This window comes from Erwinia wuhanensis, from assembly GCF_030484085.1.
In the GTDB taxonomy this organism is placed as follows: Bacteria; Pseudomonadota; Gammaproteobacteria; order Enterobacterales; family Enterobacteriaceae; genus Erwinia; species Erwinia aeris.
On the sequence record NZ_JAUJUH010000002.1, the window covers coordinates 436734 to 456974 of the forward strand.

A 20241-nucleotide genomic window follows, 5' to 3' on the forward strand; every position below is an offset into this window, starting at 1 on the left:
AAGCTGATTCAGCCTTTTTACAGAATGCCTTTCCTTTTTTATCAAGACTTTACTTTTAGCAAAACTTGTCCTTCTTATAAGTGCATTGGATTAAAGCGGCTGGCATGGTGCCTGGTTTCGGCGTAACGGCGCAGGTCATCAACGGTCGTGTCGAGTGCGGCGGCAGCGCCCTGCCCATCTACCGGGAAATGAACTGGGATTACAACGCAAAAAATCCGGGCGGCAAAAGCTACGCCTGTAAGCGGGTAGGTTAGCAAACGCCTTATAGCGCCTTCAAAAAAGGCGACTATACCGAATGCGTTAAAACGCATTTTCCCGCCCTGGTGATAACCGACAAATAACCGTTAACGGCATAAAGCTACAACTTCGTTAACACAGGCGGAAGAGCCGTTGCGCGCTTGCGCTTTTTTCTTTCTGTCGACGGCCCTACCTCTGCGGCCGTCATCTCTTCTCCGGGGCAACTATCGGCCCGGCAGCCATTGACTCTCAGCCGGGGGCTGTTATTCTCCGCTGCCATGTTTTTTACCCGGCGGCTACACAAGCTCACAATTATTCGACTCAGGAACGTGGATCTTCCGCGCCGACGTGGGATAATAGCGCTTCCGCCTGGCGGACAGACATCTCATTCAACCGTATTCAGAGGGGAACCTTTTGCAAGGTCAAGCACTCCAGGAATTCGTCATCGATAAAATTGACGATTTGAAAGGCCAGGATATTGTCACTGTTAACGTACAGGGCAAATCCAGTATCACCGACTGCATGATTATCTGTACCGGTACCTCAACGCGCCATGTCGCCTCTATCGCCGATCACGTGGTGCAGGAATCGCGCGCGGCGGGGCTGAAGCCGCTGGGCGTTGACGGCAAAGCCGCCGCCGAGTGGGTGGTGGTCGATCTGGGCGATGTGATCGTCCACGTGATGCAGGAAGAGAGCCGTCGTCTCTACGAACTCGAAAAGCTCTGGAGCTAATCCGTGAAGCTGCAGCTGGTTGCCGTCGGCACGAAAATGCCTGACTGGGTGCAAACCGGATTTATGGAATACCTGCGCCGTTTTCCCAAGGATATGCCGTTTGAGCTGACTGAAGTGCCGGCCGGCAAACGCGGGAAGAACGCCGACATCAAACGCATTCTGGAAAAGGAAGGCGAAATGATGCTGGCGGCGGTGGGCAAAGGCAACCGCATCGTGACGCTGGATATTCCGGGGCAGCCGTGGGAAACGCCGCAGCTGGCGACGCAGCTGGAGCGCTGGAAGCAGGACGGCCGCGACGTCAGCCTGCTGATCGGCGGCCCGGAAGGCCTGGCGCCCGCCTGCAAGGCTGCCGCCGAGCAGAGCTGGTCGCTCTCCACGCTGACGCTGCCTCACCCTTTGGTGCGCGTGCTGGTGGCGGAAAGCCTTTATCGGGCATGGAGTATTACCACTAATCACCCTTACCATCGCGAATAGCCCTTAACTGGACAGATTAACGCAGCGGATGAAATTACAACGTAACGCCTTTCGTGACTATACCGCCGAGCAGACGCTGTTTGTTCGGCGGGCAATGATCGCTTTTTTCGGCATCTTACTGCTTTCCGGCATCCTGGTAGCTAATCTCTATCATCTGCAAATTATCCGCTACACCGATTACAGTACCCGCTCCAACGAAAACCGCATCAAGCTGGTGCCTGTCGCGCCAAGCCGCGGCATTATTTACGATCGTAACGGTACGCCGCTGGCGCTGAACCGCACTATCTATCAGATTGAGCTGGTGCCCGAGAAGGTCGAAAACCTCGAAAAAACGCTGCTGGCGCTGCGCCCGGTGGTCGACCTGACCGATGAAGATATCGTCGCCTTTGAAAAAGAGCGCAAGCGTTCGCGCCGCTTTACCTCTATTCCGGTAAAAACCGGGCTGAATGAGGTGCAGGTCGCACGTTTCGCGGTGAATCAATACGCTTTTCCCGGCGTGGAAGTCAAAGGCTACCAGCGCCGCTACTATCCTTACGGCTCAGCCCTCACCCACGTGCTGGGCTATGTTTCCAAGATCAACGATCGCGACGTTGAGCGACTGGATAAAGAAGGCAAATGGCCTAACTACGCGGCCACGCACGATATCGGCAAGCTGGGCATAGAGCGCTACTACGAGGATATGCTGCACGGCAAAACCGGCTATGAAGAGGTCGAGGTCAATAACCGTGGCCGCGTGATCCGCCAGCTACACGAACAGTCGCCGCAGGCGGGTCAGGATATCTGGCTGACTATCGATCTCAAGCTGCAACAGTATATCGAAACGCTGCTGGCGGGCAGCCGCGCCGCCGTGGTGGTAACCGATCCGCGCAGCGGCGAAATCCTGGCGATGGTTTCCATGCCCAGCTACGATCCGAACCTGTTTGTCGACGGCATCAGCAGCAAAGATTACAACAAGCTGCTGAAGGATCCGAACCGCCCGTTGATTAACCGTACGACTCAGGGCGCCTATCCGCCAGCCTCCACGGTAAAACCCTATATTGCCGTTTCGGCGCTTTCCGCCGGCGTAATCAATAAAAACACCAGCCTGTTCGATCCGGGATGGTGGCAGCTGCCCGGCTCTGAAAAACGCTTCCGCGACTGGAAGCACTGGGGCCACGGCCACCTTAACGTCACCAAATCGCTGGAAGAATCCGCCGATACCTTCTTCTATCAGGTCGCCTACGATATGGGCATCGACCGGCTTTCCGAATGGATGGGTAAATTTGGCTACGGCCATCTTTCCGGTATCGATCTGGTGGAAGAAACCGCCGGCAACATGCCGACCCGCGAATGGAAAATGAAGCGCTTTAAAAAACCCTGGTATCAGGGCGACACCATTCCGGTAGGCATCGGCCAGGGCTACTGGACGGCCACGCCGGTGCAGATGAACAAAGCGATGATGATCCTGATTAACGACGGCATCGTGCGTACGCCGCATCTGATGATGGCCAACAAGGTGAATAACGTTACCGTGCCGTGGAAGCAGCCGGCGATCCCGCCGGTCGCCGATATTCATTCCGGCTACTGGGAAATCGCCAAGGACGGCATGTATGGCGTAGCCAACCGACCTAACGGCACGGCGCGCAAAAGTTTTTCCGACGCGCCTTATAAAATCGCTGCCAAGTCAGGAACGGCGCAGGTATTCGGCCTGAAAGAGAACGAAACCTATAACGCCCATAAAATTTCCGAACTGCTGCGCGACCATAAGCTGATGACCGCTTTTGCGCCTTACGATCATCCTCGGGTAGCGGTGGCGATGATCCTGGAAAACGGCGGCGCGGGGCCAGCGGTCGGCACCATTATGCGGCAAATTCTCGACCATATTATGCTCGGGGACAACAATACCAACCTGCCAGACGCCGCTCCGGTGCCGTCTGGCTATGAAGGCGAATAACCATGAACGATCGGCACCAGAAAAGCACTATCTGGACGAGGATCCACGTCGACCCGACCTTTTTTATTCTGATTTCCGCCCTGCTGGTTTACAGCGCGCTGGTTATCTGGAGCGCCAGCGGCCAGGATCCGGGCATGATGGAGCGCAAGCTGGGCCAGATTGCGATGGGCGTGGTGATCATGCTGGTCATGGCGCAGATCCCGCCGCGCGTTTACGAAGGCTGGGCGCCCTATCTTTACATCCTTTGCGTGATCCTGCTGATAGCCGTGGACGCTTTCGGCCATATCAGTAAAGGCGCGCAGCGCTGGCTGGATCTGGGCGTGGTGCGCTTTCAGCCCTCGGAAATAGCCAAAATAGCCGTGCCGCTAATGGTGGCGCGCTTTATCAACCGCGACGTCTGTCCGCCCACGCTTAAAAACACCGCGATTGCGCTGGTGCTGATCTTTATGCCCACGCTGCTGGTGGCGGCGCAGCCCGATCTGGGAACGGCTATCCTGATCGCCTCCTCCGGCCTGTTTGTGCTGTTTTTATCAGGCATGAGCTGGAAGCTGATCCTCGTGGCCGTGATGCTGGTCGCCGCCTTCATTCCGGTGCTCTGGTTCTTCCTGATGCACGACTACCAGCGCGACCGCGTCATGATGCTGCTGGATCCGGAAAGCGATCCGCTGGGCGCGGGCTACCATATTATTCAGTCCAAAATCGCTATCGGCTCCGGCGGGCTGCGCGGCAAAGGCTGGCTGCACGGAACCCAGTCGCAGCTGGAGTTTTTACCCGAGCGTCACACCGACTTTATCTTTGCCGTGCTGGCGGAAGAGCTGGGCCTGGTCGGCGTGCTGGTGCTGCTGGTGCTCTATATTCTGGTGATCATGCGCGGCCTGCTGATGGCGGCCAGAGCGCAAACCACTTTTGGCCGCGTGATGGCAGGCGGCCTGATGCTGATCTTCTTTGTTTATGTCTTTGTGAATATTGGCATGGTCAGCGGTATATTACCCGTGGTCGGCGTCCCGCTGCCGCTGGTAAGCTACGGCGGCTCCGCCCTGATTGTTCTGATGGCCGGGTTTGGCATTATTATGTCGATCCATACCCACCGTAAACTGTTGTCGAAAAGCGTTTAAGAGGCTTATATGCGTAAGGATTGGCTCTGGATTAGTCTGGCAGCGGCGCTGCTGGCAGGCTGTGTTACTGAACAACAGCAGGCACCGGTTACACAGCAACAGCAAACCTATAACGGCCCGGTCGTTGAAATCGGCGGCGTCGAGCCGCGCTACGAGCCGTTAAGCCCCAATGCCAACCAGGATTATCGGGCCAACGGCCAGAACTACCGCATCGTCACCGATCCGTCTAATTTCAGCGAAACCGGGCTGGCCAGCTGGTACAGCGAATCGGCCGACGGCAGCCGCACGGCGATTGGCGAGCAGTACGATCCGCAGGCGCTGACGGCGGCGCACCCTACTCTGCCGCTGCCGTCCTATGTGCGCGTCACCAACCTGGCGAACGGACGACAAATCGTGGTGCGGGTCAACGATCGCGGGCCTTACAAGCCGGGCCGCATTATCGATCTGTCCAAAGCGGCGGGCGATCGCCTGAATATTTCCAATAACTCCCGCGTGAAGGTGGACTTTATTAAGGTCGCGCCGGACGGCTCGGTTTCCGGCCCCGGCACCATCGGCACCACGGTCGCGAAACAAAGCTACGCGCTGCCGCCTCGCCCGGATCTCAGCGGCGGCATGGTGGTAATGGGCGGCGCGGCGGCGGCACAGGGCATGACAAGCGCGCAGGAAAGCACCGGCGCCTCGTCTTCTGAACAAACACCGCCTGACGTCCGGCCCGTGGATAACAGCACGCTCAGCAGCGACGACAACCTGGGCGCGCCGGTACGCAGCAGCGGCTTTTTAGGCGCGCCGCAGCCGTTGGCCAATGGCGTCCTGGAAGGCAGCGAGCCTGCACCAGCGGAACCGGCACCGGTGCCGACTCAGCCAGCCCCTGTCTCGGCGCCAGCCGCAGCGACTTCGGCACCGGCCGCAGCCGGAACGGCCTTTACGGTGCAGGCGGGCGCGCTGAAAGATGGCGCACGCGCACAGCAGCTGGCGGCCTCGCTGAGCAAACAATTTGGCGTGCCGGGCAGCGTTGACGCGCGCGGCGGCGTTTATCGCGTGCAGCTGGGGCATTTTACCTCGCGTCAGCAGGCGGCAGCGCTGCAGCAACGGCTTGCCAGCGAAGCCAACCTCACCTCTTTCGTGACCACGGCAGCTGGCAAAATGTGATAACGATCCGGCAATCCATCTTTACCTGGCGTTACGCTGTATGAGCCAGGTAAAGACGGATGCCGCTCCGAAATGCATTTGCTATAGTGAGTCACTTTTTTTTAACTTAGCCATGGATGTTGTTGTCCCCGACATGAATACTCTGACCTCTTCCCAACTGTTCAAACGCCTGACGGCAGGTTCGCTGATCGCCCTCAGCCTTACCGCCTTCGCCCACGCTGAAGACGTGAACATCAAAACCATGATCCCGGGCGTGCCGGATATTGATGCCGAAGCCTATGTGCTGATCGATTACAACTCTGGCAAAGTGCTGGCGGAGAAAAACGCCGACGCGCGCCGCGATCCGGCCAGCCTGACAAAAATGATGACCAGCTACGTGATTGGCCAGGCGGTCAAAGCGGGCAAAATTCATCAGGATGATATGGTCACCGTGGGTAAAGATGCCTGGGCGACCGGCAACCCGGTGTTTAAAGGCTCTTCGCTGATGTTCCTGAAGCCGGGCGATCGCGTGCCGGTTTCGCAGCTGACTCGCGGTATCGTGCTTCAGTCCGGCAACGACGCCTGTGTGGCGATGGCCGACTATGTCGCAGGCAGTCAGGACACCTTTGTCGGCCTGATGAATAACTACGTTAAGGCGCTGGGTCTGCAAAATACCCATTTCCAGACCGTACACGGCCTGGACGCCGAAGGTCAGTACAGCTCGGCGCGCGATATGGCGCTGATCGGCCAGGCGCTGATCCGTGACGTGCCGGATGAGTACTCGGTCTATAAAGAAAAAGATTTCACCTTTAACAATATCCGCCAGACCAACCGCAACGGCCTGCTGTGGGATACCAGCCTGAACGTTGACGGCATCAAAACCGGCCACACCAATGCGGCAGGCTATAACATCGTCGCTTCTGCGACCGAAGGCCAGATGCGTCTGATTTCGGCCGTGCTGGGTGGACGTACCTTTAAAGGCCGCGAAGTCGAGAGCAAAAAGCTGCTGACCTGGGGCTTCCGCTTCTTTGAAACCGTGGCGCCACTGAAAGCCGGTAAAGAGTTCGCCTCCGAGCCGGTGTGGTTCGGCAACAGCGACCGCGTGCAGCTGGGCGTGCAGAAAGACGTTTACCTGACTATCCCTCGCGGCCGCATGAAGGATCTGAAAGCCAGCTACACGCTGAGCAACACTGAACTGCACGCGCCGCTGGCGAAAAACCAGGTGGTCGGCACCATCAACTTCCAGCTGGACGGCAAAACCATCGAGCAGCATCCGTTGGTGGTGCTGAACGATATGCCGGAAGGCGGATTCTTCGGCCGTATTGTTGACTACATCAAGCTGATGTTCCATCACTGGTTTGGCTAAATCTGTCGCGTTCCGCGCTTGATTTCGGCCTGAATGGCCCGCATATTGATATTATCTGTAGGCTCCCGCTGTTGGCGGGAGTCTTTGTTTTAGCGTTACCGGAGCCCCTATGAAAACCAATCTTAAAGAACTGCTCGAATTTCCTACCCCGTTCACCTATAAAGTGATGGGTCTGGCGCAGCCGGAGCTGGTTGATCAAGTAGTTGAAGTCGTACAGCGCCATGCGCCTGGCGATTACTCTCCGGATGTAAAACCCAGCAGCAAAGGCAACTATCACTCGGTTTCTATTACCATTACGGCGACCCATATCGAGCAGGTGGAAACGCTGTATGACGAGCTGGGCAAAATAGAAATCGTGCGGATGGTGCTGTAGCCATCACCGATCGGGGGCTGACCACGGCCCTCGTTCGGCGTTATACTCCCTTCTTTACTCCCTGACCGGACTCTCCATGCATCAGGATACCCTACTCGTTCGTCAGCTCGGTTTGCAGCCCTGGGCGCCCGTCTCTCAGGCCATGCACGATTTTACCAATCAGCGCGGCGCGGAAACGCCTGACGAAATCTGGCTGGTGGAACACCCGCCGGTATTTACTCAAGGCCAGGCCGGTAAAGCGGAGCATCTGCTGATGCCGGGCGATATCCCGGTTATGCAGAGCGATCGCGGCGGACAGGTCACCTATCACGGGCCAGGTCAGCAGGTCATGTACGTGCTGATAAACCTGAAACGGCGCAAAACCGGCGTGCGGGAGCTGGTTACCGCCATTGAGCAAACGGTGATTGCCACGCTGGCGCACTACGATATCGAGGCCGCTGCCCGGCCGGATGCGCCCGGCGTTTACGTCGAGGGCAAAAAAATTTGCTCGCTGGGCCTGCGCATCCGCAACGGCAGCTCTTTTCACGGGCTGGCTTTGAACGTGGATATGGATCTTGCGCCTTTTCTGCGCATCAATCCCTGCGGCTACGCCGGGCTGGAGATGACACAAATCAGCGCCTATAAAAAGGGCGTGACGCTGGCCGACGTGCAGCCGTTGTTAATCAAGCATTTTGCCCGCGAGCTGGCGATAGCGGACGTAAAGTGGCTGGACGAGCGAACGCCATAAATTTACAATTCCGTCACATTTTCTCCTCTGCCCTGGCTGAAACCCGCGCCGCGAGGTGATATAATTTTTGCGCTTTTCTCAAAAAAATTTGAACGTCACGCGGCTGATTAGCGCATGCCAACCTGGAAACAGCAAGATTATGAGTAAACCTATTCAGATGGAACGCGGCGTTAAGTACCGCGACGCAGATAAGATGGCGCTGATCCCGGTCAAAACCGTGGTCACCGAACGCACAGAGATTTTACGTAAGCCGGAGTGGATGAAAATCAAACTCCCTGCCGACTCCAGCCGCATTCAGGGCATTAAAGCCGCCATGCGTAAAAACGGTCTGCACTCCGTCTGTGAAGAGGCTTCCTGCCCTAACCTTGCAGAATGTTTTAACCACGGCACCGCCACCTTTATGATCCTGGGCGCGATTTGTACCCGCCGCTGTCCTTTCTGCGACGTGGCGCATGGGCGTCCCGTGCAGCCCGACGCCAACGAGCCGGAAAAGCTGGCGCAGACCATCGCCGATATGGGCCTGCGCTACGTGGTGATCACTTCCGTTGACCGCGATGACCTGCGCGACGGCGGCGCTCAGCACTTTGCCGACTGCATCACTGCTATCCGCGCTAAAAATCCGACCATTAAAATCGAAACGCTGGTGCCGGACTTCCGTGGCCGTATGGATCGCGCGCTGGATATTCTGAACGCCACGCCGCCGGACGTGTTTAACCACAACCTTGAGAACGTGCCGCGCGTATACCGCCAGGTTCGTCCCGGCGCCAACTATGAGTGGTCGCTGAAGCTGCTGGAGCGCTTTAAAGAAGCGCATCCTGAGATCCCGACCAAATCAGGCCTGATGGTGGGTCTGGGCGAAACCAATGCCGAGATCGTGGAAGTGATGCGCGATTTACGCCGTCACGGTGTGACCATGCTGACGCTGGGGCAGTATCTTCAGCCAAGCCGCCACCATTTACCGGTACAGCGCTACGTCAGTCCGGCGGAATTTGACGAAATGAAAGAGGCGGCGATGGAAATGGGCTTTACCCACGCGGCCTGCGGCCCGTTCGTGCGTTCTTCCTACCATGCGGATATGCAGGCGAAAGGCCTGGAAGTGAAATAACTCTTTACATATTTGCAACAAAAACAAAAACGGATGACCCTGTCATCCGTTTTTTTATCGCTTAACGCGGGCGTTACTCTTTATGAGCAACCTGTTCAGCCGCTTTTTCTTCAGCGACAGGCGCTTTCTTCGCGGAGGTGTCATCGTCGCTCATCGCCTTTTTAAAGCCTTTGATCGCCGAACCCAGATCGCCGCCCAGCGAGCGTAACTTGTTGGTTCCAAAAAGCAATACAATCAGAGCGCCAATAATCAGCAGTTTGGCAATACTGATACCTTCCATACACACCTTCTTTATTTAACCGGACCGGTAAAGGTCAATAAGCATAAAGTGTATTAACGCGCAGATTGTCGGTCAATACAAACTGCCATCTGTAACAGAGTAATATCTGCACAGCGGCCTGCGAAATGATATCAGATAAAGCGGCTCAGGAAAGCCTGAAATCGCGGATGTTGGGGGCTGGTGTACCACAACGCGTTATCAATGCCACACCATTGTTCCATAGCGGTATGGTGATATCACCCGTTGCCCTCTCACTCCGAAGCGTTCCTTACCCAATATTTCAAAGCTTCCGCGAGCTGATAAGTTCAGGGCGAGCAAAACGGCGATTCTCCAGCACCGGCAGCACGCTACGCGCATGAGCGATACGGGCGGGATCCAAATCAGCAAAAAGCAATATCGGCGCTTCAGCCGCCCTGGCTATCGCCACGCCCAGCGGATCGACCGTCAGGCTGCAACCAATATTACGCGGGCCGCAGTCGCCGACGGCCACCATATAACAGGTGTTTTCCAGCGCACGCGCCGTTACCAGCACCTCCCAGTGCATCTCCTTCAGCGGCCCTCTCACCCAGGCGGCTGGCAGCACCAGCACTTCCGCGCCGTCCAGCGCCAGACGACGAGCCTGTTCAGGAAAACGCACGTCGTAACAGGTCATCAGACCCACTTGCATACCGGCAACTTCCACCAGCGGCGGCACCTCGTCACCGGCGGTGACATTGCGGGATTCCTGCATGGTAAAAGCGTCATAAAGATGCAGCTTGTCGTAGCGGGCAAGGATTTCGCCATTGCGAATGACGATAAGCACATTCAGCGCTTTGCCGTTATCGGTCGGCACGTGTACGGTCATTATTGTGGTTAACCCGTTGCCGCGACTGGCTGCACGGATTTCGTTTAAAAATGGCCCGTCCAGCGGCTGAGCGGCTTTCAGCACCAAATCCGGATCGGCGATATCACGAGCCAGCACGGCTTCCGGTAAAACGAGCAGATCGGCACCGCCGGCCAGCGCCCTGGTCATTAAGTCCGTACAGGTTGCCGCATTCTCCTGCCAGCTGCGGCTGACCGCAAACTGTCCTGAAGCCACTTTCATTATGTCTCTCCGTGGGGATAAAAAGCGTGCGCATCGAGATTTTTAATCAGGTAGCGGGGAGCCTCGCTATAGCCTTCCCGGCTATAAAAGGCGTTAGCCTTGGTGCGCTGCTCATGGCAGTGGACTTCCATCCGATCGCAGCCGTGGGCTTTTGCCAGCTTCTCGGCGTGGCTTAACAGTTGATGTCCGACGCCTTCGCTACGCTTGCCGTCCGCGATACAAAAATAGCTGATGCGCGCGAAATCCCCCGCCAGCGCCAGCTGCGGAATAAAATGTAGCGAGAGAAAGCCTAATACGGTGCTGCCCTGCTCGGCAATCAGCAGCTGTTCTGCCCTGTCGTCGATCAGCTGCGCCAGACGACGCTCAATAAAGACTTCGGTGTTGGCATAGCCCAGTTCGGTTAACAGCGCGCTCAGGGCAAAACCGTCGTGCGTATTCGCCAGTCGGATCCTCATTCTCTCTCCTGTTAATTGCGGCCCGCTCAGGGCGTCAGCGCTTTTCTTCTACAGGTTATATAGCCTGACTGACACGATAAGCAACCCGACCGACGCCGACGCCTGTTACAGAATAAGCCGCGTTTGGGCTTCACAGAGCGCAAAACAGGCATCTGCACCCGGCGCAGTTAACGATGACTGTTTCGTTTATCACGTTTTGGCACACTCTTTACGCAAACAGGAAGAAGCGCTAACAGGACAGGATCTTTGCGCACGCAAGCAGAGAGCAGGACTCGCAGGCGGAAATCTGTGCGACACGCAAGCACAGAGCATTAAAGGAACCTTTGCAACACGCAGGCAAAGAGCGGTACTTACAGGCGGTAACCTGCACGACACGCATGCACTGAGCATTACGGGAACCTTTGCAACACGCAGGCAAAGAGCGGTACTTACAGGCGGTAACCTGCACGACACGCATGCACTGAGCATTACGGGAACCTTTGCAACACGCAGGCAAAGAGCAGTACTTACACAGGCGGGAACCTGCGCAATATGCAGGCACAGAGCAGTACGGGAACTTTCGCAACAGCTATCCGGCTTACAGGCTCACCTGGCCGGGCATTCCATGGAGACGAGGCATCACTCAGGCGAAAAAAAACCCGCCATAAGGCGGGTTTTTAAAATTCTGTCTGATAACTTAAATAGCGGCAACGTTAGCAGCAGATGGGCCTTTGGCACCGTTGGTGATTTCGAACTCTACGCGCTGACCTTCAGCCAGAGTTTTGAAACCGTTGCTCTGGATGGCAGAGAAGTGAACGAACACGTCTTTGCTACCATCTTCAGGAGTAATGAAACCGAATCCTTTGGACTCATTAAACCACTTAACGCTACCTTTGATCTTAGACATCTATATTACCTTTACATGAAAAATGGACACTAAACTGTGTCGACGGTTAGTACAGCAATTGCTGAGCCTTTTGTCCAGTGGCCTTTCACGAAAAAGTGATAAATATCGCTTTTTTTACGCATCAATTTTAATTTTAGCGTGCGCCTGTTGTTAAAACTGCCAGCGCAGCCAGGCAAAATAGACGTTGCCGTTGTTGTAAGTCCCCGGAATATAAGTCATCTGGAAGGTGGCATCACGAAAACCTATTGAAGCAAGCGGCAAAACCGCCGGAACCGGGATATATTTCCAGTTGTCTCTTGCCGTTACCCCAGCCGTATAGCCCAACCCCAGCCGAAAATCTTTATTGCGCAGCGGCTGCCAGATTTTTTCCCAGCCGTAGCCGCCGAAGGGTTCCCATTTGTTAAAGGAGTCCTTGAAGGCCATCACGTACAGGCCGTTCCAGTTGCCTTTTTCGTCATAGCGCGACATGCCGCCGCCTGCGCCCCAGGGGCGCTCGTTGTATTTATCAATATGCGCCTGGTCGTAAGTCCAGCGGTTGTGCCAGGTGATAGCCGGCACGTAAAGGTCGTAATGCTGCGGCTCGTTCCAGGTCGTGCTGACGCCGTCGCTAAAATTTTGCCAGCCGCCGGAGATCGCGGCGCCCAGTGTTTGTGCCTGAGCTGTAGCGGACAGGCTTCCTGCGCCTGCCAGGCTCAGGAAAAGAAGAAAAAAGCGAAAAAATGTCATTTTAATCTACCGCTCACCCGTGGTGCTGTTAAAAAATCTCTGCCGTTGCTGATTAAAAACGGCAGGCCTGGTCATATTGTTAATCCGGCCCCTATTGTAATTACCGCCATTAAACGGTTCATGAATGCACAGCGAACAAATTTTCAACTGTGCAAATTTTTTTAAAGTTGAGCCGGTCGACATTGCGGTTATGCAAAGTTCTCTTTTTTTTCTGATTAAAAACGGGACGAAATAATGCGCTAATGGGGTCAGTTACAATCATGAATTGTTTTAATGGAGTTTGATCTGGATCATTTATTTAGCGCAATTAATGCTTATTTAACCAAAAAAAGAAATAAAAGCGCCCAAAGTAACAATATTCATCGTCTCCCTATTGTAAATAAAAGGAAAGAACTGGGTTATCTCTTTTGAATCATGTTGTTATGGGTTAATATCATTTCACGAAACTGATAAATATTATTTATCGATCTATACGCGTTTTTTGGTAAAATTAATCCTGGTTAACACAGAAATTTAAGGAGCCGACGTGAGAATACGATGCGGGAGATGTGGGCACGCAGAGCTCATTTTCACGACTCGCGGCGACCGCTTTGGCGATCATCACGGGGCGATATGTGCGTATTGTTGGAAACCCATCACCTTAAAAGATTGCCTGTTTCGTCAGGCTATCGCGGTAACAGAGCAGGATGAAGCCGACATATTCCATCAGTTACCGGATAAAAAGGAAAAAATGACCGCGGCGTCCGCTCTGGCGAAACCGGCGGGCAAAAGGTGACAATACGCGCGTATTGCCACCTGATGACTAATCAGAAAAGTACTTTAAAGACGCCGGTTAACGTCAGCAGGCCGACAATAAAAATAATCGCAATAATCCAGAGAATAATCTTCATTCCATTTTCCTCAGCCAGATAAAAAAATTACTACTGTGTAGCCACTTGATTATAGAAGAAGATTTCCGTCCTGCCGTTTTCGCCGTCCGTTTTTTCCGGCCGCCGCCCGTGGTAAAACAGCCTCCGTCGCTTTTCATGATGACCTTTTACCGCTTCGTTCGCAGACGTTCCTGACCTCTGCCAGCAATTTAGTACCATTTTTCGCCTTTTATCCTTAAATCATTGTGATTTCAGGCACCTTCACGGTGTTTAAATAAAAATAGTTAAAAATCAATGAATTAAATAAATATCCAGCCATGCATTTTTTAAGCGACAGCGATCGCACTTTGCGCTTTCTTTACAGAGGAATTTTAGGCGCGCAGGCAGGCGCTGGCTAGACTTAACAGGGCTTGCGATACCAATCCCTGACGGTAATAAGGAGATCTTATGAGCACTCTGGACAGCAGCCTGGGTCGATACAGCCTGAAGGCAAAAAACGAGGGCGATCATATCCACGGCTCAATTGCCATTAATGATGAAGGCGGCTCGCCGCTGACGCTGCAGGAGTTCGATGAGCATTATCTGGATGATGTGATCAATAACGTTATCTATCCTGTCACCGGCGGCAACCGTGCCATTACCAACGCCTTCAAAGAAGAGCTGGTGAAGGCCGGGTTTAAACAGCCGCACTGACAGCGTAAGGGCCAACTTTCGTGGCCCTTTTTTTATGACGAGCCTGTGGTCGGCAGGGTCAAAAAGCGCTGCATGCTTTCCGCCTGTGCGATAAAGCGTTCAAACAGCGCCAGCAGCTGGTGCGGCTCCAGTAAAATAAAAGGCTCGCGGGTCCACAGCAGCACGCTTTGCTGCTCCGGCAGCGTGGCGGTCAGCACCGGCGGATGCGCCAGCCCCAGCAGATTGCACTGCAACAGCATGTTCAACGTGGCGGGATCGGCAAAATCACTTTCGCGCATCGGCAGCTGACAGCTTAGCGTCAGGTAATCTCGCGGGCTCTCCTCCCACAGCAGCGCGATGCCCTGCGCTTCCATTACGTAGCTTCCGCTCTCTTCCAGCTGCGCCTCATCAATGCGCAACTGACGCAGCAGCGGAGCCAGTAGCGTTTTCAGTCGACTGATAGCCATAATTTTCCTGTTAAGCGTTTACACGCCGCGGTTAATGTTGCGCATCAGCTCCGCCACCTCTGTACGGGTCGCATCATCCTGACGACGGCGCCGGGATTCATACACGGATCGCTTCATCTCTGGTTTTAGCTCGGTGGCATCGCCGCCGCTTTCGGTTTGATAGTACACATTGATATTTTTCGAGGCCTGATATTGCTGATACAGCCCGCCACCGTGGCGCCGGGCAATCTGTTTCAACGAGCTGAGATCCTTACTGTCGATAGGCTGCCCCTCCCGCCGCATCTCGCGCTGGTAAAGCGCATTGACTTCCTCGCGGCTGGCCTTGTCGCCATGCACTAATCGCTCCCGCACCTCGGGATTAGCGGCCTGCGGCGCGTACTCTTTCACGATGCGATAGCGTTTGGACAGGTCGTAGTTCTGCTCTTTGTCGGCACGGCCATAGAGCGGCCAGGCATCGGAATAGATGCGCTCGCCGTTGATGCGCCTGTCGCCTACCATCACAAAGGCGTGATCGCCATCCAGCGCGCTGCAAACGGCTACCGGCTCGCTGATGCCGGAGGAGGCCAGCAGCAGGCCGTTTACCGCCGCCATTTCGCCGCAGTTTCCGGCCCGAAAGCGGGCGGCGCGCCATGGGCGGTTATCCTCAGAGCTGTTTTCGGCCCGGCAGGCGACCGTACGTTTTACCACGCCGCCGCGCGTGTGCAGGATGTCGTGGATCTGGTTAGCAGACCCCTTATCTAATGTTTTCCAGGTGTCTTCGATCGAGCGATTCGCTTTTTTCAGGATCTGCTGCTGGCTTTCCGTCACGGTGATGATGCGGCCATTGCGCGTCCCTTCCAGGCCCGGCTTGCCCGGCAGCATTACTTTCGCGTCATGACGGGTGCGGTGGCTGGCGCCAGAAGAGGTACCAAAAAGATTAAAGGGCATAAATTTTCCATCTGGTAAAAATCCGTAGCAGTAAGTGGCGTGACAAAACGGGAAGTTCCCCTCAGGCGGAACCCATACCGCCTCCGGGCCACTAATCATCACTCTTCCCTGGTCTACGCTTAAGGAAATTCATGATGACCCCAATTTCTTCCGCTAACGCTTTGCCGCCGACTATCCCCGGCCTGGATAGTTTGTTGTCGCCCGGCGAAGATTTACTTAGTCCGCTTAATGAAAAACACCAGGCCTCGATTAATTTCGCGCAGTCAGGCAGCCAGGGCACCTCGCTGGAAAGTCTGCTTGATAATAACGGCAACGACACGCAGCAAAACAGCGACCTGTCGCAGCAGGTATCGCAGCTGATATCGGAAATCATGAAGGCCGTGCTGCCGCTGATCCAGCAGCTGCTTCAGGGCCAGCAGGCCAGCAGTGGCGAAAACGGCGCTACCGGTTCAGGCAGCACCACCGCGCCAGTAACGTTCAAAAACAGCGGTAACCCAGCGGAAAACAGCGGAGCGCAAACCGCTGTCCCAGCGCTGTCCGCAGCCCAGACGAGCGCGACGTCAGGCAGCTCTCCGGCCCTCTCTCTCGGCAGCAGCGATCTTCATCTGCCCGACTCGCTCAAGCCTTTTGAGGCCGACATTCAGGATGCGGCGCAGGCTACCGGCGTGCCTGCTAACGTACTTGCCGCGCAAATCTGGCAGGAGTCCCGCGGCAATCTGGGCGCGGCGACGGTCAACGGCGGCAACGGGCTACAGGATGCCGGTCTGATGCAGGTCAACAGCAATACCTTTGCCGATCTGCAAAGTAAAAATCCGGATTTGCTGGGCGCCAACGCCAGCCCTGATAACGCGCATGACAATATCATGGCGGGCGCGCTCTACATGAAAGAGCAGCTCGGCGCATTTGATGGCAGTATGGGCGCAGCTCTGCGCGCCTATAATTCCGGGCCAAACAACGTCAACACCGCTGATTTAAGTGATATTTCCAAAACGGGCACGGGCGACGCGACCTATGTCGATAAGGTGATGGATTTTGCCAATACCATTGCTACCGGTAAAGGCACGCTGCCAGCCTGATAAAAAAAGGGCGATCGACGATCGCCCTGAAAAGGTATGCCGGAAAACCTATTTGCTTTCGCCGCCGCCCTGCGCACCAGCGCCGCCGGAAAGGGCTGAAAGAATGGCGCCCAGGCCCAGCATCTGCAGGGCACCGCCCAGCTTAGCAGCCAGCCCGCTGCTGCCCTGCTCGTCTTCGGCTCCCTTACCACCCTGCGTTGCGCCGCCCGAGCCGCCTGAGCCACCCTGGCCGGATGCGTTGGCGCCTTCAGATGACTGCCCCAGCATCTTTTTAATCATCTCCATCAGCTGGGTCATGATATCGCCGCTGCCGGCGGCTTCCTGAGCGCCGGACGTTCCGTTGCCAGAGCCCGAAGAGCCAGAGCCGTTTTTATCGCTGTTCGCCTCGCTGCCTTTCAACAGCTCCAGAATGGCGTTCAGCAATTGCGTAATACTGCTTTCGTTGCCTGTCGACTGGCTGCTGCCGTTACTGCCGTTACTGCCGTTCTGGGCAAGCGCCTCTTTGCTGCCAAACTGCACGCCCTGGCCGCCGCCGCTGTTTGACGCCGAAGTAGCAAAATTCAGGATATTACCCAGTCCCGGGCTGCCCTGACCGTTATTTTGCTTGTTGCTGAGTGGTAGCTCCAGACCCGCATCGCCACCCGTTTTGCCGCCGCCAATCGCGCCGTTTACACCGCCGCCTATTTTCATGCCGCTTCCTCTGTTCAGTGAAATGATCGTCACGAGTCCACCCGTCAAGGCTTCGTCTCCGTGTTGGGTGGCGATCGGGCCGGGCATGTTCCATTGGCGCTGGTAAAGTCTTAATTACGGTAAATTAAATTACACATTCTTAACGTTTTGTAATCTAAATAATGCGCTTGTTTACATCAGCTTACCGCTGCGCTGCGAAATTTGTGTAGGGATTTCCCTACCTTGCCCCACGGAGATCCCCACAACAACTTCAGAGGAAACTGATAGCCTCTCAAGGCCGCGCTAGTAAATAGTAAGCGAATATTGAGTGTTACCCCGAGCAGCCCGCCGCTGATCCCGTGTTGTTTTCGCTTAAGTTGCAGCAGATTGCTAACTGCATAGTCCGAGGGTAGACAGGAGAAAATATGGTAACGGGTAGTGAGAAACAATCAGGCAGTATCCGTCACGATAAAGTCACGGCTTTCCTTACCGAGCCTGGCGCAGCCAGAACGGATATCCACGCCAGCCTGCATCCGCTGATCGACAACCTTGCGCCGCTGAAAGTCGATCTGCTGCTGGAAGGCGAAACCGGGACGGGCAAAGATACGCTGACCCGCCGCATCTACCAGCTTTCGGGCGCGAAAGGGCCGCTGATTTCCGTGAACTGCGCGGCTATCCCGGAAAACCTGGCGGAAAGCGAACTGTTCGGCGTGATCGCCGGCGCCTACACCGGCGCCACGCATTCCCGGCCGGGCTACATTGAAGCCTCTGACAAAGGCATTCTGTTTCTGGATGAAATAGACAGCATGCCGCTGATATTACAGGCGAAGCTGCTGCGCGTGCTGGAAACCCGCGCCATTCACCGGCTGGGTTCCACGCAGCCCGTGCCGCTGGATCTACGCGTGATCGCCGCTTCCCAGACGCCGCTGATTGAGCTGGTGGACGCAGGACGTTTTCGCCGCGACCTCTATTTTCGGCTTTCCACCATCAAGCTGGAGACGCCGACGGTGCGTTCCCATGCCGAACTGATTATCCCGCTGTTTCGCCGCTTTACCCAGGAAGCGGCCATGCGGCTACAGCAGCCTATTCCGCCGCGTTCGCTGGCGCTGGACGAAGCCCTGCTGCTGCACAGCTGGCCCGGCAATATTCGCGAGCTGAAAGCCGCGGCGGAACGCCACGTGCTGCATCTGCCGCCGCTGTGTAATATCACGCCGGGCGAAGGCGAAGCGACATTATTAAAAGATCGCCTGCGTCGCATTGAGCGCAGCCTGATTAAAGAGTGTCTGCATCGCCACGGCCATAAGATTGATGACGTGGTGCATGAATTAGGTATTCCGCGCCGCACCCTTTATCACCGTATCAAATTGTTGAATATTGTTGCCTGATGCGTTTATAAAAATAATTTATTTTCTTTGGAACCCTTTTTGCGCCACACCCACTTAATTAACGAATATGCTAACAACCACCCCTTAATATAATCAGGAGCCACACTATGTCTTCAGTATCCTCAGGTATCTCTACTGCAGCTACAGCGGCAACAAGAGTTGAAAGCGCAACTGATGGCGCAAGCTTTATGTCACAGATGCAGGATGTTCAGGGCCAGATGCAGCAGGATATGGTCGATAAAGCCAAGCTTGATGCACAGAACAACAAAATGAACGGCGTTGCAGACAGTGCCAGTAAGGCGGGTTCTGCTGCCGCTCAGGTAAAAATCCAGTACTAGTTTCGCCTGCTGGTGCGGGTCTGCGCCCCTGACCCGCACCGCTTTTCGTTCTGTTATCCAGCGCGAGATCGTTATGAAAATAAATTCCTCCCCGGCAGATTTAACCGAGCTTCCGCAAATAAAAACCACGGCGGAGCCGCAGCAAAGCGACGTCGATTTTTTTTCGGCCCAGCTTAAAGAACCGCAGGTTGAAAAAGTTTCCGCCCCTGCCGAAGTCACGAATTTTCTTTCCGGCATTGCCAGTTCATTAAGTAATAATGAACACCAGAGAAAAGAAGCCTATCAGGATTTACAAAAAGCTTCCCGCTCGTCCAATTTATTAGAATTTAGTCAGGCTAATGCCGCCTTATCTAATTACTATATTGAAAATTTAATGAATGCAAAAATCGTCGCCAAAGGCGTTCAGAGCATTGATAAACTGACCAACCTACAGTAAGCCCCTATGAAACTTTTGCTGAAATGGCTAATGATTAGCTCGCTGGCGCTTTTTCTGGTCGGCTGCGGCGATAAAACCGTGCTGTACAGCGGGCTGGCGGAAAGCGACGCCAACGATATCATCGCCGAACTGAATCAGCATCAAATTGCCGCGCAAAAGCTGATTGAAAAAGCGGGCATTTCCGTGTCGGTCGATGCGGAAAATATCGAGCGCAGCGTAAAAATCCTCGACTCCGCCGGGCTGCCGCACAAGGCGCGCACCAATCTTGGCGAGGTGTTCCAGAAAAGCGGCGTGATTTCCAGCCCGATGGAGGAGCGCGCCCGCTATATCTATGCGCTTTCGCAGGAGGTGGAATCGACGCTGGCGCAGATCGACGGTGTGGTGGTGGCGCGCGTGCACGTAGTGCTGCCGGAAAGGCTGGCGCCCGGCGAGCCGGTACAGCCCGCTTCCGCCTCGGTGTTTATCAAATACCATAACACCCTGGATCCGGACAGCATTGAGCCGCGCATCCGCCAGATGGTTTCCACCAGCATTCCGGGCCTGGCGGGCAAAAGCGATAAGGATTTAGCGATCGTTTTTGTGCCGGCGCAGACCTATGAAGACAAGATTGAAGTGGTACAGATGGGGCCGTTTCAGCTTTCGCCGGATGAGTACGGCACGGTGAAATGGGTATTCGCGCTGTTCGCCATCGTGCTGCTGATCGCCTTCGCTTTGCTGCTGTTCAAACCCGGCCGGAAAAAAGAAAAACCGGCCAGCGCCGCTGCGGCGACAGGAAAATAAG

The 20241-nt window shown here is 55.2% G+C and carries 25 protein-coding genes; 16 read left to right on the plus strand and 9 right to left on the minus strand.

All coding sequences use genetic code 11. From position 1 onward, the window contains the following. Positions 1-104: 104 nt before the first annotated feature. From QZH36_RS21465 to lipA, 10 genes are all read left to right on the plus strand, one after another. Positions 105-254, plus strand: a complete 150-nt coding sequence (locus QZH36_RS21465) for a hypothetical protein (protein WP_370734487.1) — start codon at positions 105-107, stop codon at positions 252-254. Between the two features lie 397 nt (positions 255-651). Further along, positions 652-969 carry a ribosome silencing factor gene (gene rsfS / locus QZH36_RS06525; RefSeq protein ID WP_253454921.1) on the plus strand — a complete coding sequence of 106 codons (318 nt, stop codon included), beginning with the start codon at positions 652-654 and terminating at the stop codon, positions 967-969. A gap of 3 nt (positions 970-972) precedes the next feature. After that, positions 973-1443 (plus strand): 23S rRNA (pseudouridine(1915)-N(3))-methyltransferase RlmH, encoded by a 471-nt coding sequence (gene rlmH / locus QZH36_RS06530; protein WP_253454922.1) that lies wholly within the window; start codon positions 973-975, stop codon positions 1441-1443. Between the two features lie 28 nt (positions 1444-1471). Further along, entirely contained in the window at positions 1472-3376 is a 1905-nt protein-coding gene (gene mrdA, locus QZH36_RS06535; RefSeq protein WP_253454923.1) for a peptidoglycan DD-transpeptidase MrdA, read from the plus strand. 2 nt (positions 3377-3378) lie between these two features. After that, positions 3379-4491 (plus strand): peptidoglycan glycosyltransferase MrdB, encoded by a 1113-nt coding sequence (gene mrdB, locus QZH36_RS06540; protein WP_253454924.1) that lies wholly within the window; start codon positions 3379-3381, stop codon positions 4489-4491. A gap of 9 nt (positions 4492-4500) precedes the next feature. Continuing rightward, on the plus strand, positions 4501-5640 hold the full coding sequence (gene rlpA / locus QZH36_RS06545) for an endolytic peptidoglycan transglycosylase RlpA (RefSeq protein ID WP_301729843.1): 1140 nt from the start codon (positions 4501-4503) through the stop codon (positions 5638-5640). A 133-nt stretch (positions 5641-5773) separates the two neighbouring features. After that, the gene (dacA, locus tag QZH36_RS06550; protein ID WP_253454926.1) at positions 5774-6985 is read left to right on the plus strand and encodes a D-alanyl-D-alanine carboxypeptidase DacA; all 1212 of its coding nucleotides are present in this window, start codon (positions 5774-5776) and stop codon (positions 6983-6985) included. 109 nt (positions 6986-7094) lie between these two features. Further along, positions 7095-7358 (plus strand): DUF493 family protein YbeD, encoded by a 264-nt coding sequence (ybeD, locus tag QZH36_RS06555; RefSeq protein ID WP_013201269.1) that lies wholly within the window; start codon positions 7095-7097, stop codon positions 7356-7358. A gap of 76 nt (positions 7359-7434) precedes the next feature. Further along, a complete protein-coding gene (gene lipB, locus QZH36_RS06560; protein ID WP_253454927.1) occupies positions 7435-8085 on the plus strand; it encodes a lipoyl(octanoyl) transferase LipB in 651 nt (216 codons plus the stop codon). Between the two features lie 139 nt (positions 8086-8224). Then, positions 8225-9190 (plus strand): lipoyl synthase, encoded by a 966-nt coding sequence (gene lipA / locus QZH36_RS06565; RefSeq protein ID WP_253454928.1) that lies wholly within the window; start codon positions 8225-8227, stop codon positions 9188-9190. A gap of 73 nt (positions 9191-9263) precedes the next feature. Here the strand turns inward: lipA and tatE are convergent, their stop codons facing one another. From tatE to QZH36_RS21470, 6 genes are all read right to left on the minus strand, one after another. After that, entirely contained in the window at positions 9264-9470 is a 207-nt protein-coding gene (gene tatE, locus QZH36_RS06570) for a twin-arginine translocase subunit TatE (RefSeq protein ID WP_125288552.1), read from the minus strand. Between the two features lie 280 nt (positions 9471-9750). Continuing rightward, a complete protein-coding gene (locus QZH36_RS06575; RefSeq protein WP_301252587.1) occupies positions 9751-10554 on the minus strand; it encodes a deaminated glutathione amidase in 804 nt (267 codons plus the stop codon). Beyond that, positions 10554-11009, minus strand: a complete 456-nt coding sequence (locus QZH36_RS06580; RefSeq protein ID WP_253454930.1) for a GNAT family N-acetyltransferase — start codon at positions 11007-11009, stop codon at positions 10554-10556. Before QZH36_RS06580 ends, QZH36_RS06575 begins: the two co-directional genes overlap by 1 nt. Before the next feature lie 676 nt (positions 11010-11685). After that, complete coding sequence (gene cspE, locus QZH36_RS06585; RefSeq protein WP_004156612.1) at positions 11686-11895, minus strand: transcription antiterminator/RNA stability regulator CspE; 210 nt, start codon at positions 11893-11895, stop codon at positions 11686-11688. A gap of 150 nt (positions 11896-12045) precedes the next feature. After that, positions 12046-12621 (minus strand): lipid IV(A) palmitoyltransferase PagP, encoded by a 576-nt coding sequence (pagP, locus tag QZH36_RS06590; RefSeq protein ID WP_253454931.1) that lies wholly within the window; start codon positions 12619-12621, stop codon positions 12046-12048. An 806-nt stretch (positions 12622-13427) separates the two neighbouring features. Beyond that, on the minus strand, positions 13428-13511 hold the full coding sequence (locus tag QZH36_RS21470; protein ID WP_445084017.1) for a small membrane protein YohP: 84 nt from the start codon (positions 13509-13511) through the stop codon (positions 13428-13430). 426 nt (positions 13512-13937) lie between these two features. On the opposite strand from QZH36_RS21470, the gene QZH36_RS06595 reads away from it, so the two are divergent. Further along, a complete protein-coding gene (locus QZH36_RS06595; RefSeq protein ID WP_253454932.1) occupies positions 13938-14183 on the plus strand; it encodes a hypothetical protein in 246 nt (81 codons plus the stop codon). A 32-nt stretch (positions 14184-14215) separates the two neighbouring features. On the opposite strand, the gene QZH36_RS06600 is transcribed toward QZH36_RS06595, so the two are convergent. Beyond that, positions 14216-14629 carry a CesT family type III secretion system chaperone gene (locus QZH36_RS06600; RefSeq protein ID WP_253454933.1) on the minus strand — a complete coding sequence of 138 codons (414 nt, stop codon included), beginning with the start codon at positions 14627-14629 and terminating at the stop codon, positions 14216-14218. Between the two features lie 18 nt (positions 14630-14647). Then, positions 14648-15556 carry a hypothetical protein gene (locus QZH36_RS06605; RefSeq protein ID WP_253454934.1) on the minus strand — a complete coding sequence of 303 codons (909 nt, stop codon included), beginning with the start codon at positions 15554-15556 and terminating at the stop codon, positions 14648-14650. 131 nt (positions 15557-15687) lie between these two features. Between QZH36_RS06605 and QZH36_RS06610 the strand changes: the two genes are divergently transcribed. Then, positions 15688-16632: a lytic transglycosylase domain-containing protein gene (locus QZH36_RS06610; RefSeq protein ID WP_301252579.1), complete on the plus strand. Its 945-nt coding sequence runs from the start codon at positions 15688-15690 to the stop codon at positions 16630-16632. 48 nt (positions 16633-16680) lie between these two features. Here QZH36_RS06610 and QZH36_RS06615 read toward each other — a convergent pair whose 3' ends face one another. Then, on the minus strand, positions 16681-17322 hold the full coding sequence (locus QZH36_RS06615) for a hypothetical protein (RefSeq protein WP_301729848.1): 642 nt from the start codon (positions 17320-17322) through the stop codon (positions 16681-16683). Between the two features lie 404 nt (positions 17323-17726). On the opposite strand from QZH36_RS06615, the gene QZH36_RS06620 reads away from it, so the two are divergent. The 4 genes from QZH36_RS06620 to sctJ all read left to right on the plus strand — a co-directional run bounded on the left by QZH36_RS06620 (position 17727) and on the right by sctJ (position 20240). Continuing rightward, a complete protein-coding gene (locus tag QZH36_RS06620) occupies positions 17727-18686 on the plus strand; it encodes a sigma 54-interacting transcriptional regulator (protein ID WP_253454937.1) in 960 nt (319 codons plus the stop codon). Between the two features lie 107 nt (positions 18687-18793). Further along, entirely contained in the window at positions 18794-19024 is a 231-nt protein-coding gene (locus QZH36_RS06625; RefSeq protein WP_253454938.1) for a hypothetical protein, read from the plus strand. A 73-nt stretch (positions 19025-19097) separates the two neighbouring features. Next, complete coding sequence (locus QZH36_RS06630) at positions 19098-19460, plus strand: EscF/YscF/HrpA family type III secretion system needle major subunit (protein ID WP_301252577.1); 363 nt, start codon at positions 19098-19100, stop codon at positions 19458-19460. A gap of 6 nt (positions 19461-19466) precedes the next feature. Then, on the plus strand, positions 19467-20240 hold the full coding sequence (gene sctJ, locus QZH36_RS06635; RefSeq protein WP_253454940.1) for a type III secretion system inner membrane ring lipoprotein SctJ: 774 nt from the start codon (positions 19467-19469) through the stop codon (positions 20238-20240). Position 20241 lies beyond the last annotated feature (1 nt).

Coding starts and splice junctions, on each gene's coding strand:
- QZH36_RS21465 (WP_370734487.1), top strand. CDS start 105: ATGGTGCCTGGTTTCGGCGTAACGGCGCAGGTCATCAACGGTCGTGTC.
- mrdA (WP_253454923.1), top strand. CDS start 1,472: ATGAAATTACAACGTAACGCCTTTCGTGACTATACCGCCGAGCAGACG.
- mrdB (WP_253454924.1), top strand. CDS start 3,379: ATGAACGATCGGCACCAGAAAAGCACTATCTGGACGAGGATCCACGTC.
- rlpA (WP_301729843.1), top strand. CDS start 4,501: ATGCGTAAGGATTGGCTCTGGATTAGTCTGGCAGCGGCGCTGCTGGCA.
- dacA (WP_253454926.1), top strand. CDS start 5,774: ATGAATACTCTGACCTCTTCCCAACTGTTCAAACGCCTGACGGCAGGT.
- ybeD (WP_013201269.1), top strand. CDS start 7,095: ATGAAAACCAATCTTAAAGAACTGCTCGAATTTCCTACCCCGTTCACC.
- lipB (WP_253454927.1), top strand. CDS start 7,435: ATGCATCAGGATACCCTACTCGTTCGTCAGCTCGGTTTGCAGCCCTGG.
- lipA (WP_253454928.1), top strand. CDS start 8,225: ATGAGTAAACCTATTCAGATGGAACGCGGCGTTAAGTACCGCGACGCA.
- tatE (WP_125288552.1), bottom strand. CDS start 9,470: ATGGAAGGTATCAGTATTGCCAAACTGCTGATTATTGGCGCTCTGATT.
- QZH36_RS06575 (WP_301252587.1), bottom strand. CDS start 10,554: ATGAAAGTGGCTTCAGGACAGTTTGCGGTCAGCCGCAGCTGGCAGGAG.
- QZH36_RS06580 (WP_253454930.1), bottom strand. CDS start 11,009: ATGAGGATCCGACTGGCGAATACGCACGACGGTTTTGCCCTGAGCGCG.
- cspE (WP_004156612.1), bottom strand. CDS start 11,895: ATGTCTAAGATCAAAGGTAGCGTTAAGTGGTTTAATGAGTCCAAAGGA.
- pagP (WP_253454931.1), bottom strand. CDS start 12,621: ATGACATTTTTTCGCTTTTTTCTTCTTTTCCTGAGCCTGGCAGGCGCA.
- QZH36_RS21470 (WP_445084017.1), bottom strand. CDS start 13,511: ATGAAGATTATTCTCTGGATTATTGCGATTATTTTTATTGTCGGCCTG.
- QZH36_RS06595 (WP_253454932.1), top strand. CDS start 13,938: ATGAGCACTCTGGACAGCAGCCTGGGTCGATACAGCCTGAAGGCAAAA.
- QZH36_RS06600 (WP_253454933.1), bottom strand. CDS start 14,629: ATGGCTATCAGTCGACTGAAAACGCTACTGGCTCCGCTGCTGCGTCAG.
- QZH36_RS06605 (WP_253454934.1), bottom strand. CDS start 15,556: ATGCCCTTTAATCTTTTTGGTACCTCTTCTGGCGCCAGCCACCGCACC.
- QZH36_RS06610 (WP_301252579.1), top strand. CDS start 15,688: ATGATGACCCCAATTTCTTCCGCTAACGCTTTGCCGCCGACTATCCCC.
- QZH36_RS06615 (WP_301729848.1), bottom strand. CDS start 17,322: ATGAAAATAGGCGGCGGTGTAAACGGCGCGATTGGCGGCGGCAAAACG.
- QZH36_RS06620 (WP_253454937.1), top strand. CDS start 17,727: ATGGTAACGGGTAGTGAGAAACAATCAGGCAGTATCCGTCACGATAAA.
- QZH36_RS06625 (WP_253454938.1), top strand. CDS start 18,794: ATGTCTTCAGTATCCTCAGGTATCTCTACTGCAGCTACAGCGGCAACA.
- QZH36_RS06630 (WP_301252577.1), top strand. CDS start 19,098: ATGAAAATAAATTCCTCCCCGGCAGATTTAACCGAGCTTCCGCAAATA.
- sctJ (WP_253454940.1), top strand. CDS start 19,467: ATGAAACTTTTGCTGAAATGGCTAATGATTAGCTCGCTGGCGCTTTTT.